Genomic DNA, 17566 nt, shown 5'->3' on the forward strand with positions numbered 1-17566 from the left:
CACCTTGGGAGAATTCGCCATATACCCAGGAACCGTCTCCCTCTAAAGTTACGCCTGACATGCTGACATTCACCGCGCTGGGACCGTTCCAGGCCTGGGCCGACGGCGCCCCTCTCGATCTCGGCGGCCAGCGGCAGCGGGCGGTGCTCGCGCGCCTGCTCGTCGCCGGCGGCCGCGCCGTACCCGTGAACACCCTCATCGACGAGCTCTGGCCGGGCGCGCCGCCCGCACAGGCCCTGTCCACCATCCAGGGATACGTCTCCCGCCTGCGCCGCGCCCTCGAACCCGATCGCGCACCCCGCGAGGAGGCCCGCGTCCTGGTCTCCGCACCGCCCGGATACGCCCTGCGGGCCGCGACCGAGCAGGTGGACGCGTGGCGGTTCGAGGCCCTGGTGAAGTCGGAAGGCGACCCGGGCCGGGTGTGGGCGGCCATGGACACGGCGCTGGAGCTGTGGCGGGGGCCCGCGCTGGCCGAGTTCGGCGAGCTGAGCTGGGCCGCCACGGAGGCGGGCAGGCTGGAGGAGCTGCGCCTGATCGCCGTCGAGCGCCGCGCCGGGGCCGGCCTGGCGCTGGGCCGGGCGACGTCGCTGGTGGCCGACCTGGAGGCGCACGCGTCGGCGTACCCGCTGCGGGAGGAGGCCTGGCGGCTGCTCGCCACGGGCCTGTACGGGCTCGGGCGCCAGGGCGACGCGCTGGCGGCGCTGCGCAGGGCGCGCTCGGTGTGGCGGGACGAGCTGGGCCTCGACCTGTCGGCCGGGCTGCAGCGCCTGGAGGCCGACATGCTCGCCCAGCGCCTGGAGTCCCCGGCCCCCGAGGAGCAGGTTCCTGTGGAAGCGCCCGCCGCCGTTTCCGACATCGCGCCGCTGCGGGTCGTGGTGGCCGACGATCAGGCGCTCGTACGGGCGGGCGTGCGGGCGATGCTTGACGCCGAACCAGGCGTGACGATGGTCGGCGAGGCGACCAACGGCGAGGAGGCGATCGCGCTCGTGGCCGAGACCGGCCCCGACGTGGTGCTGCTCGACATCCAGATGCCCCATCTGGACGGTCTGGCCGCCGCCCGCCGCATCCTGTCCGAAAACCGGCCGCCGAAGGTGATCATGATGACCACGTTCGGCAGCGATGAGAACCTTTATGCGGCACTGCGTGCAGGAGTGAGTGGATTCATCCTGAAAACGTCGGCTCCCGAGCAGTTCCTGGCCGCGATCAGGGCCGCGTCCGCCGGGGACGCGCTCATCGACCCGACGATCACGACCCGGCTGATCGCGGGGTTCGCGGGACGCGTCGACCCGGCCTCTCCCCCGGCGCTGGCCGGGCTCGCCGACTCCCAGCTCGACGTGCTGAAACTCGTCGCCCGCGGCCTGACGAACCGCCAGATCGGCCAGACGCTCTCCTTGTCCGAGGAGGAGGTGGCCATCATGGTCAAGTCGCTCTTGGAGCATCTCGGCCTGTTCGACCGCGCACAGCTGGTTATGGCCGCGTATGAGTCAGGTTTTGTGACACCCGGGGAAAAGACTTCCTTTTCGTCGCTTTGACGATAAAAATCGCGCCGTACTAGGCTTGGCGACGTGGCACAACTGCGTATCGCCCTGGCCCAGATGAACCCGTCCGTCGGCGACCTTGACGGCAACGCCGAGCGGCTGATCGCGTGGACCCGCGACGCCGCCGATCGTGGAGCCCACCTCGTCGTCTTCACCGAGATGTTCCTCACCGGCTATCCCGTGGAGGACCTGGTGCTGCGTACGTCCTTCGTGGACGCCAGCATCCGGACCCTGGAGGAGGTGGCGCGCAGGCTGGAGCGGGAGGGCCTGGGCGACCTGCCGGTGGTGGTCGGCTACGTCGACCGCGCCGGACTGGCGCCCCGGGTCGGCCAGCCGAAGGGGGCCCCGCTGGACGCGGCCGCTGTGCTCCACAAGGGCCAGGTGGTGACCCGTACGGCCAAGCACCACCTGCCCAACTACGGGGTGTTCGACGAATACCGCTACTTCGTGCGCGGCGACCGGCTGCCGATCTTCCGGCTGCACGGCGTGGACGTGGCGATCGCGGTGTGCGAGGACCTCTGGCAGGAGGGCGGCCCCGTGTCCGTCGTGGGCCAGGCGGGCGCCGGGCTGCTGATCTCGCCGAACGCCTCGCCGTACGAGAAGGAGAAGGACGACGTACGCCTGGAGCTGTGCGCGCGCCGGGCCCGCGAGGCGGGCTGCGCCCTCGTCTACGTCAACCAGGTCGGCGGCCAGGACGAGCTGGTCTTCGACGGCGACTCGATCGTGGTGGACGCCTCGGGCGAGCTGGTGGCACGGGCGGGCCAGTTCCGGGAGGAGCTGCTGACCGTCGATCTGGAACTGCCGGTCTCGGACGCCGAGCCGGGCTTCTTCCCGTACGACGCGGGCGACGGCTCCACCATCACCGTCGAGCGCCTCGTGCTCTCCTCGGACCCCCTGGAGCCGTACGAACCGGCTCCCGCGGCCATCGCGGAGCACCTCGACCTGCATGGCGAGGTGTACGCGGCCCTGGTCCTGGCGGTGCGGGACTACGTGGCCAAGAACGGCTTCCAGTCGGTCATCCTGGGCCTGTCCGGCGGCATCGACTCGGCCCTGACCGCCACCATCGCCTCCGACGCCATCGGCCCCTCGCGCGTCAACGTGGTTCTCATGCCGTCCCGCTACTCCTCGGACCACTCCCTGGCCGACGCCGAGGAACTCGTCCGCAGGCAGGGCGTCAACTCCCGGATCGCCCCGATCGGCGACATCGTCGACGCCTTCGAGAAGGAGATCGAGCTCTCGGGCCTGGCGGCCGAGAACCTCCAGGCGAGGGTACGCGGCATGATCCTCATGGGCCTGTCGAACCAGCACGGCCACCTGGTCCTGACGACCGGCAACAAGAGCGAGCTGGCGACGGGCTACTCGACCCTCTACGGCGACTCGGCCGGCGGCTTCGCCCCCATCAAGGACGTCCCGAAGACGATGGTCTGGGAACTGTCGAGGTGGCGCAACGCCAATTCGCTGCCGCAATTCCTGCTCGACGCGAAAACCCCCATCCCCGAAAATTCCATCACCAAGGAGCCGAGCGCCGAGCTCCGCCCCGACCAGCGCGACACGGATTCCCTTCCGCCGTACGAAATCCTCGACCGCCTGCTGGACGATTACGTGGAGAAGGACATGGGCTCGACGGAGCTCATCGCGGCCGGCCACGATCCGGAGCTGGTCACGAGGGTCATCAGGCTGGTCGACCTGGCCGAGTACAAGCGGCGCCAGTATCCGCCCGGCCCCAAGATCACCCCGAAGAACTTCGGCCGCGACCGCCGCCTCCCCATCACCAACAGATGGCGCGAAACCGCCCATTAATCGGCGATAGGGCTCTTATCCCAACACGACGATCAACCCAAGAAATAGCCATTACCTCGCCGCTAATATGGCCCGGCCGATCCTTCGGACGCCGGCCTTATCAGCGGAAGAGGCGCACCATGACATTTCTGATGATCGTGCTCGGGGTGGTGGTCGCCGGCTCGGCCGTGGCCGTCGGGGCGCTGCTCGGCCCCGTCACCCGCCGGATGACCGCGGACGTCAAAGCGCTTGCGCCGGACCAGCGGGCCGAGGCGGTGACCGCCACCCGGACGATGCTCATGCAGGTCGGCTCCCTCGTCACCGCCGCGCTCTCCCTGGCCGGCCTGGTCGGCACGTTCTACTTCAGCTCCCAGACCGTCTCGCTCGAGACCCAGAAGCAGTTTCAGGCGCGCTACGACCAGGCGCTGAAGGACCTCAGGTCCAGCGACTCCAGCGCCCGGGTCCAGGGCCTCTACGAACTGGAGGACATCTCCCACGAGGCGCCGTCCTTCGCCTGGAAGGTGACCCTGAGCATCGCCGCGTACCTGCAGGACCGGGCCCGCGGCCAGGCGACCCCTCGCCCCCACCTGACCGTCGAGGCCGCCCTGACCGTGCTCGGCCGCCGCGACCGCAAGTCCGACCGCGGCCCCGTCTCCACCGGCCCCGTGGCCGCCGACGGCGTCACCCTCCGCACCACCGACCTGTCGGGCACGGACCTGCGCGGCATCGACTTCACGGACGCCACCCTGTCCCAGGCCCGCTTCACCAACGCGGACCTCCGTACGGCCCACTTCAAGAACGCCGCCCTTCCGCAAGCCCGCTTCACCGGCGCCGACCTCCGGACAGCCGACTTCACCGGCGCCGACCTCCGCCAGGCCGACTTCACCGGCGCCCAACTGGACGGCACAACCTTCCGCAAGGCCCACCTGGAAGGCGCACTCGGCCTACCGTCCTGAGGGCTGAGCCTGAGTCGCACATCGCTCAGCCGAACACTCTCCGAACGGTGTCAAGCATCCTGCTCCCCCGCGCCCACGCCGCACCCGGACGACACAGCTCGTGTCCGGGGCCCGGGCCCGGGGCCCGCAGCCCGTTGTCCGGGACCCGTGCTCCGGGGTCCGTGCTCCGCGGCCAGTGCTCCGCGGCCCGTCGTCCTGGACCCGGGACCCGCGGCCCCCAGCCCGTGGCCCGTGGTCCGCGGCCCGTCCTCCGGCGTCCGGGGTCCGGCGTCCGGAGTCCGGAGTCCGGGGATGCGGGCTCCGGGTCCGGGTCCGGGGTTCCTCCCGCCCGGAGTCCTTCCCGCCCGCAAGTGTCCGGTCCGGCCTTAACGGTCCGATGTCCCTGCCCATCGCTCCGGCAGCCCTCTCGCCCGACCACCCTCCAGCGACCTCTCGCCCGACCACCCTCCAGCGACCCTCCCGGCTGACAGAACCCCCGACGACCCCCTCCAGCAGACCTCTCCCGGCAGATCCAACCGACCCCCTCCGACAGACCTCCCCCCACGCGAGGGAAAGCCTCTCGCCAGACGCCTGCCGGAAACTACGTCACCCGGCGAGGGGCTCCTCGTCGCAAGGCGACCTATCCGTCGCGGGACGCTGACACCAGGCCCGCCTCGTAGGCGATGATGACGAGCTGAACGCGATCACGGGCGTGCAGCTTGGTCAGCAGCCTCGTCACGTACGCCTTGATCGTGGCAACGCTCAGAACCAGGTCGGTGGCAATCTCCGTGTTGGACAGCCCACGAGCGATGAGGGTCAGCACCTCGCGTTCCCGATCGGTGATGCCGTCGAGGGACCGATGGCGCGGACCGGGCTGAGGGCGAGCAGCGAACTCCTCGATCAGCCGACGGGTGACACTAGGCGCGATCAGGGCATCTCCCGCAGCGACTACGCGAATCGCCGCAAGAATGTCATCAAGCGCCATGTCCTTGACGAGAAACCCGGACGCCCCGGACCGCAACGCCCCGTACACGTAATCGTCCTCGTCGAACGTCGTCAGGACGATGACGCGGGCATCGGTGGGGCCGGCCATGATCAAACGGGTGGCCTCGATGCCGTCCATGCCAGGCATGCGGATGTCCATCACCACAACATCGGGCCGCAGTTCCTCGGTCTGGCGAACCGCCTCCGTACCCGTTCCCGCCTCGCCGACGAGCTCGAGATCCGGCGCGTCGGTGATGACCATCTGCAGGGCGGTCCGAATGAGCGGCTGGTCGTCGGCCAGCAGGACACGGACGTTCATCGCACCCGCGCCGGTGCGGGCAAGCGTGCCACCACCCGAAACCCGCCTTCCTGACGTGGCCCGGCAGAGAAGACGCCATGCAGCAGAGCCACTCGTTCACGCATCCCGACCAGACCATACCCAACCCCCGTCTTACGCCCCCGACCTGGTCCCCGGCCACCTCCAAACCCAAAACCACGCCCAGCACCAGAGCCGGAGCTGTGAGCAGTGACAGCACCGAGACCAGGACCGGAGCCCGGACTGAGGCTGGCGTCGGAACTGGGACCGAAGGGGGAAGTGAGGTCGACGGCGGAGTTGAGATCGTGAGCGGGAGCTGCGGCAACGCCCCGGCTGCGGTCCGGGGAAGAACCCGAAGCGGAGTCCAAGGAAGGACCCGGACTACGGCCCAAGGAAACGCCCGCACCAGAGCCCGAGGCAAAGGCCAGACTGCGGCCCGAAGAAAGACCTGAACTCGAGCCTGCGGAAAGATCCGAACCGGAGTCCGAGGAAAGAGCCAGACTACGGTCCGAGGAAAGAACCAGACTGGGACCCGAGGGAAGGACTGGGATGGGGTCCGCAGGAAGGGCCGGGATGGTGCCCGAGGAAAGAGCCAGACCAGGGTCCGGGGGAAGGCTGGGGTGGGGGCTTGGTGCGGGGTCGATGACCTCGATGGCCAACTCCTCATCACCGAAGTCGATGGTCACCTGGCACGAGGGGTGCTCGGCGTGGCGGGTGACGTTGGTGACCGCCTCCTGGACGATGCGGTAGGCGGACATGTCGATCTCCGGAGGGAGCGAACGCCGTACACCCCGCCAGCGCACCTGGACCTGAACACCGGCGGCCGTCGTCGTCGCGGCAAGCCGCTCCAGGTCGGCCAGCCCAGTCGGGGCGAGGCCCGGGTCAAACCGGGCAGGGCCCAAGTCAAGCGGCGCCAGGCCCGAGTCAAACGGGGCCAGGCCGGAGGCGAGCGGGGCTATCGAAGGTGCGGGGCCAGATTCGGGTTGACCGAGAGGCACAGCCGGCGGCACCTGGCCCGATTCGGGGTAATCGGACCGTCTCCGCTGTGGCAGGTCGACCGCCGCGTGCTGACTGAGCGACCCATCCGGGCTGAGCAACCCCTGCGAGCCGAGCAACCCCTGCTGGCTCCACCCGGCCAATGCATCCTGCCCCTGCTCGACCTGCGCAGGCGGGCCGAGCGCCACATCCGGGCCCTCCTCAGCCGACGCAAACCCGCCGAAAGACCCATCCGGCCCCGATTCAATCGGCCCGCACCGGCCTGCCCCCTGCTCAACCAGCCCGGCCGCTGCAGGCCGGTCGAGGGGCACACCAGGCCTCAGTTCCACCGGCACAAAACAGCCGAACCCCTCCTCAACCACCGCAGACCCACCGAACGGAGCACCCGACCCCAGCTCCACCGGCGCACACCGACCGAACCCCTCCTCAGCCACCGCAGGCCCACTGAACGGAGCACCCGACCCCGACTCAACCGGCGTGCGCTGGGCGGGCCCTGCTTCGACCGGCGCGGATCGGCTGGACGACGCGTCCGGTCGCTGCTCGGTCGGTGCGAGCCGATCGGGCAGCGCGCCCGGTTGCTGGTCGACCGGCATGGAGTGGCCGGACGGCTCGCTCTGCGATGGCTGGGCTGGAATGGGCAGCGTGCCGGGTTGCTGGTCGACCGGTGCGGAGCGGGCGGACGACTCGCTCTGCGATGGCTGGGCTGGTTTGGGGTGAGTGGTGGGTGTCGTTTCTCGTGGCTGGGCTGGCTCGGGGTGGCGGAGGGCGCCCAGCATCCGGCGTAGGCCGGACAGTGTCTCGCGGCCGACCGTCTCGATCTCGCCCAGCGCTTCGCGGGCGCGTACGGGCTGAGTGTCGATCACTCGCCGAGCGGCACCCGCCTGCAGCGCGATGATGCCGATGCTGTGCGCGACCATGTCGTGGAGCTCGCGGGCGATCCGGAGGCGTTCGCTGGTGATGGCTTGGGTTGTGGCCTGGATGCGCAGGCTCTCGGCGTGGTCATGGGCCTGGTGCACCGAGCGGCCGACCAGCCAGGCGATGACGGCCGTCATGGCCACGGCGAGCTCCGCCGAGGTCCCGACGACCCAGCCGAAGAGCAGCCGCGTCCCCAGATAGCCCGCCAGCGTGATGAGCGCCATGGTGATGGCGGTGATGCTCGTACGGCGTGGGGCGGTGGCCGCGATGAAGTAGAGGGCGGCGTCGACTGCCAGGAACTGGGCCGCAGGGATCTCTGCTACGCCCAGGGGCATGCACGCCACGGCGGAGGCGGCCAGCAGCAGGGTCAGGGCCGGGAGTGGGCGGCGGTCCAGCAGGATGCTGCCCGCCACGACCAGCGCGGTGGCCACGATCAGGAACGACAGGCCGTCCCAGCGGTAGAGCAACGCACCGGGGCTGTAGGCGGGCTCCGCCTCACCTGGCAGCCTGACGCGCATCAGGAACGTGAGCGCCAGGCCCGCACACCAGGCCAGTGCCGTCCAGAGGCCGGATGGCACCCGCCTCAGGAGCGGGAGGGGTGGGGTGACCTGCATGGGCCGATGGTAGCTGTGTGATGTTGGGCGGGGCATCGGACCACGGTCGTACATCTTGGGTCCACCCTGGGTCGTTGGAATGCGGTCGTGGGTTCGATGTGGCGGGGGTGTCGGGTGCGGCAGCGTCGCCTGGGTGATCGAAGTCCATGAAGAAGTCCCACGTCGCGGGACGGCGACCCGAGCCGGCCGGGCGACACAAGCAAGGCCGCCACGGTGGTCAGCCAGGCGGACGTGGTGGTGCTCGAGGCCGACGGGCTGGTCGGTCAGGCAAACACCGTCCAACGCGAAGCCGGCGGCGTGGTGCGGCCGGATTGCGTGGGGGTGTGGGAGGAGATGGCTGAGGGCTAGGGAGGGGGGAGCGCTTCGGGGACGGAGTTGGTGGCGTTTTCTGGTTGGTGCGTTTGTCGCCGTCGCCGTGGGCGTGCCGGTTTCGGGGGCGGCGTGGCCGGGGGCCGTGGCGGCGCCCGTACCCGATCATCTCGGGACGCTCCGGAGTGCCGCTCCCGCTGCTCTTGCGCGGCGCTATGCCGCGAGCAGGGAGGACATCCGGGCGGCTGAGCGGATGGCGGTCCGGTATGGGCATCTGTGGCGGGCTGCGATGTTGCGGGACATGGCGGATGCGTCCCGCCGGTTCCTGGCCTTCGACGGGCGTGATGGCGGCCGGGCCGTCGAGGTGTTCGGCGATCTGGCGACAGCAGGCAGGATCGCCGTCCTGGTCCCCGGCTCCGACACCAATCTCGACAAGTACGGACTCCTTCGCGGCGGAGCCATGCGGCTGCGGGAGGCGCTCGGGGATCGGGCCGCCGTCATAGCCTGGCTCGGATACCGGACCCCGAGCACCGTCAGTCTGGCCGCGATGTCGGCCGGCTGGGCCGATGGGGCCGTCCCCGGGCTGCGGGCGTTCGTACGGGAGCTCGCCGCCGCCAAGCCTGCCGCCGCGATCTCGCTGCTGTGTCACTCGTACGGTTCCGTGGTGTGCGCGCGGGCCGCGCCCGGGCTGGATGTCGGCAACATCGTCCTGTACGGGAGCCCCGGCGTGATCGCGCCCGACGTCGCCGCCCTGCGGACGAGGGCCACCGTCTGGGCCGGCCGGGGCGGCGGGGACTGGGTCGCGCGCATCCCGAACGTACGGCTCCGCCTGCCCTTCCTCACTGCCGGGTTCGGCACCGATCCGGTGTCCCCGAAGTTCGGTGCCCATGTCTTCGCGGCGGGCGGCGGTGGGCACAGCGACTATCTCAGGTCTGGTTCGCCGGCATTGGAGAACATCGCCAGGATCGTCACCGGGCAGGCGGTCCGCGAGGTGGGCCGTCATGCGTGACTCCGCTCGCGCGCGGCTTGGGAGGCGCCGGGGCCGCGCGCCCTCGCGGGGCCTCGTGCGGCGGGCTGTCCACGGCGGCTCGCCCGAGCAGCGCCGCGCCGGCGAGCCGGTGCGCAAGCTCACATCGCGGGTCGGCCGCGCCGCCGCGACCGGGCGGCGCCGCGTACTCGCGCCGTTGCGTGACCTCGTGCGGCGGGTCGAGCGTGACACCCCGCCCGATCGTGACCGCGCCATCGACGCTCTCCGGGCAGTGGCCATCGGTGGTGTCGTGCTCGGGCACTGGCTGGTGACGGCGCTGGTGCTCGACAGCGGCGCGATACGGGTGGCCAGCCCGCTGCGGTACATGCCGCAGCTGGCCCCCGCGACCTGGCTGTTCCAGACGCTGGCGGTGTTCTTCCTCGTGGGCGGGTACGCGGCGGCGAGGAGCCGGGGCGCGGCGGGCGGGGCGTACCGGCAGTGGCTGGGGGCCCGGCTGGCGCGGCTGTTCCGGCCGGTCGGCGTGGTGCTGGCGGTCTGGAGCGTGACGGTGGCCGGGATGCTGGCCGCAGGAGCCGACACCGTGACCGTGGCCAGGCTGGTCAAGCTGGTGCTGTCGCCGATGTGGTTCCTGGTGGTGTTCGCGGTGCTGACGGCGGCGACTCCCCTGGTGGCCCGGTTACACCCGATGTGGCCGCTGGTGACCGTCGCGGTGATCGATCTGGTCCGGTACGGCGTGGGCGGGTCCTCGTGGGTCGGCGCCGTCAGCGCCCTGGCCGGGTGGCCGGCGTCCCTCGGGCCGAGCGACTCGCTCGGATCCATAAAGGTCCTGGCCGGGTGGCTGGAGTCCCACGGGCTGAGCGAGTCGCTCGGCTCCGTGAACGTCGTGGCCGGGTGGCTGGTGCCGTACTGCCTGGGGGCGGCCTGGGCACGCGGAGCGCTGCGGAGTCGTACCGCCGGGTGGGTGTTGTTGGTCGGCGGGGCGGTGGGAGCGGTGGGGCTGGTGGTCGGGGCGGGGTATCCGGCGGCCATGGTCGGGGTGCCCGGCGCCGCCGTCTCCAACCTCGACCCGCCCACGCTCGCGGCCGTCTCCTTCGGCCTGGCCCAGTGCGGGGCGGCCCTGCTCCTGCTCGGCCCGCTGCGCCGGGCGCTGCGGCGGCCGGTCGTGTGGGCGGCGGTGGCGCTGGTGAACCTGTCCGCGATGACGATCTTCCTGTGGCACCAGAGCGCGATGATCCTTGTCACCGCGCTCGGGCTGCTCACGGGCGAAGCCCTCCCCGGCCTGCACACGGTGCCCGACGGGCCGGAGTGGGTGCTGGCCCGGCTGGGCTGGGTGCCGGTGTTCGGGCTGGCGCTGGCGGTGTGCTGGGTCGCGTTCCACGCGCGCGAGCGGGCGCCGTCCAGGAAGACGCGCTTGGCGAACGCGTAACCAGTAGGTTACGCTTTCACCGTGGACGAGGTGGCAGGGGCGATCGCGGACCCGGTGCGGCGGCAGATTTTGGAGATGCTCAGGGACGGGCGACTGTCCGCCGGGGAGGTCGCCGAGCGGTTCGCCATCAGCCGGCCCGCCGTGAGCAGGCACCTGCGGGTGCTCAGGGAGAGCGGGCTGGTTCGCGTGGAGCTGATCGGCAGGCAGCGCTTCTACGCGCTCGAACCCGAGCAGTTCGACGAGCTCATCACCTGGCTCGCCCAGTTCGGCCGGCCCTCCGGGTGGGAGCACCGCCTGGACGCGCTGGAGACCGAGGTCTACCGGACCCGCCGCGAGCGCCGCCCGACCACCGGGACCAAGAGCAGCAGAGAGGAAGAATCAGCATGAACCGCATCCCCACCGGCCGGTTGTTCGGGACGAGCGAGGGGAGCGACCTCGTACTCAGCCGGACGTTCCGCGCGCCCGCCGAGGACGTGTGGGCCAGCATCACCGAATCCGACCGCACCGCCCGCTGGTTCGGCCCGTGGGAGGGTCACGGCGCGCCCGGCCAAACGATCAAGGTGCGGCTGGTGTACGAGGAGCAGGCCCCCTGGTCCGAAATGCGCATCGAGGCATGCGAACCGCCGAGGCGGCTGGCCTTGTCCGCGCTGGACGAGTTCGGGGCCTGGCGGGTCGAGCTGCTGCTGGAGGAGCGCGACGGCACGACGGAGCTGCGGTTCGTCCACCATCTCGACACCGAGGACGCGATCGGCGAGGTCGGCCCCGGCTGGGAGTACTACCTCGACATGCTCGTGGCCTCCCGCGACGGCTCCCCCACGCCGGACTTCGACGACTACTATCCCTCGATGCGGCCCTACTTCCTCGGGCTGTCCCGACAGGGCTGAGGACTGTCCCGACAGGGCTGGGGGAATGCCTCCCGCAAGGGCTGAGGCATTGTCTCCCGGCAGGGCTGACGGATTGTCGGTGGCGGCTGGCACAGTGGGCGCGTGCCTCAACCGCTCAAGGACATGATCAACGCCGGGTCCATATCCGTGCTGGCCGACGGGCTGGCCGCCGCCTGGTCGCCGTTCCCACGGGCCGCTTTCACCGCGCGCGCCCTGACAGGGCTGGACGGATTCGAGCTCAAGGACCGCGTCCGGCATGTCGCCGCGGCCCTGCACGACGCGCTGCCGCTGCCCTACCCGCAGGCCGCCGAGGTCGTGCGCGAGTGCGCCTCGCGGGTCGCGCTGGACATGTGGAGCGGCTGGCCGGCCACCGATCACACGGCCGTCCAGGGGCTCGACCACCTGGAGGCGGGGATGGGCACGCTGGCCGTGCTCACGCCGTACGCGACGGGCGAGTTCGCCGTACGGCCCTACCTGGAGCGTTATCGCGACGACGCGCTCAAGATCATGTACGGCTGGGCGGAGTCCCCCGATGAGCATCTGCGCCGCCTGGCCTCCGAGGGGTCGCGCCCGCGGCTGCCGTGGGGCGCCCGGGTGCGCTGGCTGATGGCGCCGGGGCCGACCCTGCCCCTGCTCGACCGGTTGCGCGACGACCCGAGCGAATACGTCCGCCGCTCGGTCGCCAACCACGTCAACGACCTGGCCAAGGACCATCCGGAGGTGGCGCTGGAGCTGCTGGCCCGATGGCGTTCCGACGGCGGCTCGCACGTGGAGAAGGTGCTGCGCCACGCCGTACGCGGGCTGCTGCGCTCCGGCCATCCCGAGGCGCTGGCGCTGATGGGCGCCACCCCGGGCAGCGGCGCGGTCGACCTGCTGGCCCTCGATTCCGACACGGTGGCCGTCGGCGGCAGGCTGGCCTTCGCCGTCACGGTCACGGCGGGCGCGCCGGGTCCTGTGCTGCTCAAGTACGCGATCCGGCGGGCGGGCTCGCGCCGGGTGTTCCACCTTGGCCGGCGGGAGGCGGAGGGTCCGGGCACGACGTTCACCGTGCGCAAGAGCCATTCCTTCCGCCCGGTCACCACCCGCGACGAGCCGCCGGGCACCCGGGAGCTCGACGTGATCGTCAACGGCAGGGTGGCGGCCAGCGCCGCGTTCACACTGGTGGAATCATGACCGTCGACCTGCTCGCTGTCGTCTGGTGCCTCGACGGCCGAGGCTGCCTGCCAGGGCCGGAGGAGTCATGAGCGTCGATCTGCTCCGCGTCGAGCTCGGCGTCATCTGGCACCTCGACGACCGAGGCCGCCTGCCGGGGCCTGAGGAGCTGGTGATCGGCGTGGCGGCCGACGGCATGACCGCCGCGGTCCGCGCCGACGTGCCCGGCCCGGTCGCCACGCAGCTTCTCGACCTCGTCTCCCAAGGCGTCCCGTCGTCCCCCGGCCACCCGCCTGACCTCCTGGCGCGGTGCGACGCCCTGCTGGGCGGCGGGCGGGCGGTGTCCGGAGGGCCGTGCTATCTGGTGCGTCCGCCGCTCAGGTTCGAGGCGCCCGCCGAGGTCATCAGGTCGGACGACCCGTCGCACGCCGCACGCCTGAGACCGCTGCGCCCCGCGGAATGGGAGCCCGCGGAGTGGGGCGAGCTCCTCGCCGGCGGCGCGGGCGCGCCCTGGGCGATGATCGTCGAGGACGGACAGGTGGCCGCGATCTGCCACAGCGCCCGGCTGACCCCCGAGGGAGCCGAGGCGGGCACCTGGACCTCGCCCGCCTTTCGAGGCCGCGGGTACGCGGCGGCGACCACCGCGGCGTGGGCCGGCCTGCTGCCGGGCATCCGCCTGTTCTACAGCACCAGTGCCGACAACCACTCCTCCCAGCGGGTGGCCGGACGGCTCGGGTTCGACGCGATCGGCTGGCTCTGGAAACTCACGCCTCGCGACTCGACCGCCCCACCGACGTGATGCCGTACCGCCGCCGGCTCCGGAAACTCACACCCGCAGCTCGGCAGCCTGATGCCGTGCCGTCGCCGGCTCCCGCGGCTCGACAGCCTCACGGACGTGATGCCGTGCCGTCGTGGAGGACTTCCCGTTCCCACCGTTCCCGAGGCTGGGTGTGCAGGCGCCAGTAGTGTTCGGCGATGTCGTCGGGGTCGAAGGCCGTGCCGGGCGCGACCGGTCCGGCCACGGTGACGCTGGCCACGTGCACCCCCGAGGGCCCGTACTCCTGGTCGAGCAGCGCCGCCAGCGTCCGCACGCCCGCCTTGCCGAGCGAGAGGCTGACGTACCGGGCCTTGGGCTCGGGCATCCCCCCGGTGATGAGGAACGACCCGCTGCCGCGCCGGGCCATCGCGGGCGCCACGTGCGCGGCCGCGACGAGCGCCCCCACCACGTTCACGGCCCAGGCGTCCAGCTGGGCCCGCACGCTCGCCTCGCCCGGCGCGTCCGGCCGGATGATCGCGGCGTTGTAGACCACGGCGTCCGGCGTGCCCAGCTCGGCGGCGGCCGCGTCGAGGGCCGCCCTGAGCTGGTCCTCGTCGGCGCTGTCGGCCTTGTACGCGAGCACCCCGTCCAGGTCGAGCGTCGTGCCGGTACGCGAGACGAGCACGACCGGCAGCCCTTCCCGCGCGAACCGGCGGGCGACGGACCGGCCGATCCCCGGCCCCGCTCCGATGATCACAACTCCAGGCATCATCGGCTCCTTTCCGTTGTTGTGATCGGAAGCTAAGGCGTCACATCGATGTGAAGGTCAAGGAGCATATGAAGATCGGAGAGCTGGCCCGCCGCACCGGAGTGAGCAGGCGGCTGCTGCGCTACTACGAGGAGCAGGGGCTGCTGCGGCCGGTGCGGCTGCCCAACGGCTACCGCGAGTACGGCGAGCCGGACGTGGCGTCGGTGCGCCACATCCGTACGATGCTGGCCGCCGGGCTCCCGACGACCGTCATCGCCCTCCTGCTCCCCTGCGTCCACGACGACGGCGACGGGATGGTGCCGACGGCATGCCCGGGCATGGTGAACAACCTGCGGAAAGAGCGCGAGCGCATCGCCGGGACGATCGAGCGGCTGCAGACGTCCCAGCGCGCCCTCGACACCATGCTCGCCACCGTCCTGCCGCCCGCCTAGCGCCGGGCAGGCCCGGGGCGCAGGTCGGTTCGCGCCTCGCCCGTGGCCGGGTCGTACGGGTAGGAGACGTGCTGGTGGATCATCACCCAGGAGCCGTCACGCCGCTCGAACACCCGCGTCCCCCGCGACCACGTCTCACCGCCCCCGCCGACGCGCACCCGGTTCAGCCCCCACGCGACCGCGAGGTCCTCCCGGGCCATGACCCTCAGCTCCGGCATGTCGAAGCGGACGTCGGGGCCCTCGTCGAGGCCGCGCGCGCAGACCTCCCGCACCGCTTTGACGCCCACGTACTCGAGCGGCACGTCGTGCTCGTACGACACGACGTCGTCGGCGATGGCGGCCATCATGCCGTCCAGGTCCTTGGCCGCGGTGCCCGCGTACCACCGCTCGTGCACCCCGCGCACCTCCCGCACGGCCGCCCCGTCGTCGGCGATCGGGAACGAGTGGTGCTCGTGCGCGACGACCCACCGGCCGCCCTCCTCGCGCAGGCCGAGCGTCAGCCGCAGCCGCCGGTCGTCGGCGGGCATGCCGCACCGCAGCAGCGCGTACGCGAAGGCGACGCCGTCACCGGCGACGACGTCCAGCGACTCGATCTCGAACGCCGCCCCTTGTGCCTGCCACTCGAAGAACGGCGGCCAGGCCTTCTCGTACGCCTCGATGCCGCGAACGTCCTCCGGCACGTCGAACATCACGATGTCCCCCGCGTGGTCCGCGAGGACCGTCTCCAGGTCGCCGCGGTGCACCGCCTCGGCCCAGCGCAGGACGAGGTCGCGGATCTGGTCTTCGTTCGTGGACATGGATGGGGTCCTTCCGGGTCGATACCTTCGTTCCGGACGTACAACCCGGGCGGATCCCGAAACTCATCGCACTTCCTCGGGAAGGCCGAAACCGGCGAAATCGGCCTCCAGGAACGACACCACCTCCGCCACCTGACCGCCCCGCACCACCAGCAGGTCCAGCCCGGCCGGGAGGTAGGCCGCCCGCCTCTCGTCCCACATGTACGTGCCGAACGCCAGCTGCCCGTTGGCCCACGCGGGCAGCATCCGCCAGCGCTCCTTGAGCGGTCCGCCGAGCAGGAATCCGCGGATGCCGTCGCGCCCCTCGAACCAGGCCGCCAGCGGCGGCATCGAGTACTTCGCGTCCTCGGCCAGCATGGCCACGATGGCGTCCACGTCCCCGGCCTCCCAGGCGGCCGCGTACCGGCGGGCCAACTCCCGGCTCCCCGCCTCACCCAGCTCGCCGAGGGTCTGCCGCTGGGTGCTCGGGGGAAGCAGCTCGGCGAGGTTCTTCCTGGCCCGCTGGAGAGCGCTGTTGACCGCCGCGACCGTGGTGTCCAGCAGGTCGGCGACCTCGCGGGCGGCGTACCCGAGGACGTCGCGCAGCAGCAGCACGGCCCGCTGCACGGCCGACAGGTGCTGCAGCGCCGCCACGAACGCCAGCTCCACGCTCTCCCTGGCCACCGCCCGCGCCTCGGGTCCGAGTCCCGCCGTCCAGGCCATCAGACTGTCCGGGTACGGCTCCAGCCACGCCACCTCGCCACCGGCCGGGTCGAGGTCGGCGGGCAGCTCGCGGCGGCCCCGGCTCTCGATGAGCGTCAGCGCCCTGTTCGTCGCGATCCTGTACAACCACGGTCTGATCGACCCGCGGTCCTCGAACCGCGCCAGGTTCCGCCACGCCCGGTCCAGCGTGTCCTGCACGGCGTCCTCGGCGTCGTGGACGGACCCCAGCATCCGGTAGCAGTGGGCCCGCAGCTCGTCCCGCAGCGGCCCGACCAGCCGCCCGAACGCCAGGTCGTCCCCACCCCGCGCCGCGGCCAGCAGCTCCGCCGCCGTCGCCGTCGCCTCGCCCGCCGTCGCCTCGCCCGCCGTCGCCTCGCCCGCCGTCGCCTCGCCCGCCGTCGCCTCGCCCGCCGCCGTCGCCTCGTCCGCCATCGCCTGTCCCCCTCCCGGTGCGCCCAAGCTACCGCGCCCGGATCGCCGCGCTCCGCCACGATTGAGGGGAGATGACGACACACTGCGCCCTCTGTGGCGGCGGCACCGTAACTCCGGACGGCCACTGCTGGGACTGCGGCCAGGCCCAACCGGCCTTCCGCTCACATCTGGAGATCACGACCGGCGGCGGGGCGGGGGTCAGCGACCGCGGGCTGCGGCGCGGCGTCAACGCCGACGCGATGGCGCTGGCCGGGGAGGGCGCGTGGACGATCGGTGTGGTGTGCGATGGCGTGTCCATGTCGCCCCGCTCCGAGCGCGCCGCCCGCATCGCGGCCGACACGGGCGCGTCCACCCTGGCGGTGCGACTGCGGGCGGGCGCGCTGCCGGAAACCGCGCTCGCCGACGCCGCGACCCGCGCGGGCCGGGCGGTCGCCGCCCTGGCCGAGTCGGCGCACGCCGCACCGGCCTGCACGTACGTCGCGGGCGTCGCCGGCCAGGGCGGGATCTGGGCCTGCTGGATCGGCGACAGCCGCGCGTACTGGCTGCCGGACGCGGGTGCCGGGATGGCGCTGACCGAGGACGACACGGGCGCGCACGAAGCGCTCTCCGCCTGGCTGGGCGCCGACTCCGGCGACCCCGACCCGCGTATCCGCAGCTACCGTCCCCCCGGGCCGGGCCGCCTGCTGCTGTGCACCGACGGCCTGTGGCGGCACCTGCCCGGCCTGGACTCCCTGCGTTCCCACGGCGAGCTGCTGGCGGACGCTCGGGCGCTGGTCGGGCGGGCGTTGGACGCGGGAGGGCACGACAACGTCACCGCGGTGCTCCTCGCGGTCACGGCGTAG

17 protein-coding genes are annotated in these 17566 nt (G+C 71.9%); 12 read left to right on the plus strand and 5 right to left on the minus strand.

Annotated features, from left to right (window positions below; translation table 11 throughout):
- The first annotated feature begins 59 nt into the window (after positions 1-59).
- From ACIHFD_RS39900 to ACIHFD_RS39910, 3 genes are all read left to right on the plus strand, one after another.
- Complete coding sequence (locus ACIHFD_RS39900; protein ID WP_397371361.1) at positions 60-1532, plus strand: BTAD domain-containing putative transcriptional regulator; 1473 nt, start codon at positions 60-62, stop codon at positions 1530-1532.
- Between the two features lie 33 nt (positions 1533-1565).
- Complete coding sequence (locus ACIHFD_RS39905) at positions 1566-3338, plus strand: NAD+ synthase (protein WP_397371362.1); 1773 nt, start codon at positions 1566-1568, stop codon at positions 3336-3338.
- Positions 3339-3457: 119 nt separating this feature from the next.
- The gene (locus ACIHFD_RS39910) at positions 3458-4273 is read left to right on the plus strand and encodes a pentapeptide repeat-containing protein (RefSeq protein WP_397371363.1); all 816 of its coding nucleotides are present in this window, start codon (positions 3458-3460) and stop codon (positions 4271-4273) included.
- Between the two features lie 619 nt (positions 4274-4892).
- Here ACIHFD_RS39910 and ACIHFD_RS39915 read toward each other — a convergent pair.
- Both ACIHFD_RS39915 and ACIHFD_RS39920 read right to left on the minus strand, forming a co-directional pair.
- The gene (locus ACIHFD_RS39915) at positions 4893-5555 is read right to left on the minus strand and encodes a response regulator (protein ID WP_397371364.1); all 663 of its coding nucleotides are present in this window, start codon (positions 5553-5555) and stop codon (positions 4893-4895) included.
- Complete coding sequence (locus ACIHFD_RS39920) at positions 5552-8077, minus strand: histidine kinase (RefSeq protein ID WP_397371365.1); 2526 nt, start codon at positions 8075-8077, stop codon at positions 5552-5554. The genes ACIHFD_RS39915 and ACIHFD_RS39920 overlap by 4 nt, the downstream gene beginning before the upstream one ends.
- A 213-nt stretch (positions 8078-8290) precedes the next feature.
- Here ACIHFD_RS39920 and ACIHFD_RS39925 point away from each other — a divergent pair, with 213 nt between their 5' ends.
- The 7 genes from ACIHFD_RS39925 (at position 8291) to ACIHFD_RS39955 (ending at position 13635) form a co-directional block, all read left to right on the plus strand.
- Entirely contained in the window at positions 8291-8425 is a 135-nt protein-coding gene (locus ACIHFD_RS39925) for a hypothetical protein (protein WP_397371366.1), read from the plus strand.
- A 262-nt stretch (positions 8426-8687) separates the two neighbouring features.
- Complete coding sequence (locus ACIHFD_RS39930) at positions 8688-9395, plus strand: alpha/beta hydrolase (RefSeq protein WP_355206222.1); 708 nt, start codon at positions 8688-8690, stop codon at positions 9393-9395.
- Positions 9388-10800, plus strand: coding sequence for an acyltransferase (locus ACIHFD_RS39935; protein ID WP_397371367.1), 1413 nt, complete (start codon positions 9388-9390; stop codon positions 10798-10800). Before ACIHFD_RS39930 ends, ACIHFD_RS39935 begins: the two co-directional genes overlap by 8 nt.
- 21 nt (positions 10801-10821) lie before the next feature.
- Positions 10822-11187, plus strand: a complete 366-nt coding sequence (locus tag ACIHFD_RS39940; RefSeq protein WP_397371368.1) for a metalloregulator ArsR/SmtB family transcription factor — start codon at positions 10822-10824, stop codon at positions 11185-11187.
- Complete coding sequence (locus ACIHFD_RS39945; RefSeq protein ID WP_350728762.1) at positions 11184-11684, plus strand: SRPBCC family protein; 501 nt, start codon at positions 11184-11186, stop codon at positions 11682-11684. Before ACIHFD_RS39940 ends, ACIHFD_RS39945 begins: the two co-directional genes overlap by 4 nt.
- Before the next feature lie 102 nt (positions 11685-11786).
- On the plus strand, positions 11787-12857 hold the full coding sequence (locus tag ACIHFD_RS39950) for a hypothetical protein (protein WP_397371369.1): 1071 nt from the start codon (positions 11787-11789) through the stop codon (positions 12855-12857).
- A gap of 67 nt (positions 12858-12924) precedes the next feature.
- Positions 12925-13635 (plus strand): GNAT family N-acetyltransferase, encoded by a 711-nt coding sequence (locus ACIHFD_RS39955; RefSeq protein WP_397371370.1) that lies wholly within the window; start codon positions 12925-12927, stop codon positions 13633-13635.
- Between the two features lie 88 nt (positions 13636-13723).
- Here ACIHFD_RS39955 and ACIHFD_RS39960 read toward each other — a convergent pair whose 3' ends face one another.
- A complete protein-coding gene (locus ACIHFD_RS39960) occupies positions 13724-14365 on the minus strand; it encodes an SDR family NAD(P)-dependent oxidoreductase (protein ID WP_397371371.1) in 642 nt (213 codons plus the stop codon).
- Between the two features lie 65 nt (positions 14366-14430).
- On the opposite strand from ACIHFD_RS39960, the gene ACIHFD_RS39965 reads away from it, so the two are divergent.
- Positions 14431-14793, plus strand: a complete 363-nt coding sequence (locus ACIHFD_RS39965; protein ID WP_397371372.1) for a MerR family transcriptional regulator — start codon at positions 14431-14433, stop codon at positions 14791-14793.
- Here the strand turns inward: ACIHFD_RS39965 and ACIHFD_RS39970 are convergent.
- A complete protein-coding gene (locus ACIHFD_RS39970; protein WP_397371373.1) occupies positions 14790-15590 on the minus strand; it encodes a YybH family protein in 801 nt (266 codons plus the stop codon). The genes ACIHFD_RS39965 and ACIHFD_RS39970 overlap by 4 nt on opposite strands.
- A gap of 63 nt (positions 15591-15653) precedes the next feature.
- Positions 15654-16724 carry a sigma-70 family RNA polymerase sigma factor gene (locus tag ACIHFD_RS39975; protein ID WP_397371374.1) on the minus strand — a complete coding sequence of 357 codons (1071 nt, stop codon included), beginning with the start codon at positions 16722-16724 and terminating at the stop codon, positions 15654-15656.
- A gap of 71 nt (positions 16725-16795) precedes the next feature.
- Here ACIHFD_RS39975 and ACIHFD_RS39980 point away from each other — a divergent pair, with 71 nt between their 5' ends.
- Entirely contained in the window at positions 16796-17566 is a 771-nt protein-coding gene (locus tag ACIHFD_RS39980) for a PP2C family protein-serine/threonine phosphatase (protein WP_397371375.1), read from the plus strand.

It is taken from the genome of Nonomuraea sp. NPDC051941, assembly GCF_044593615.1.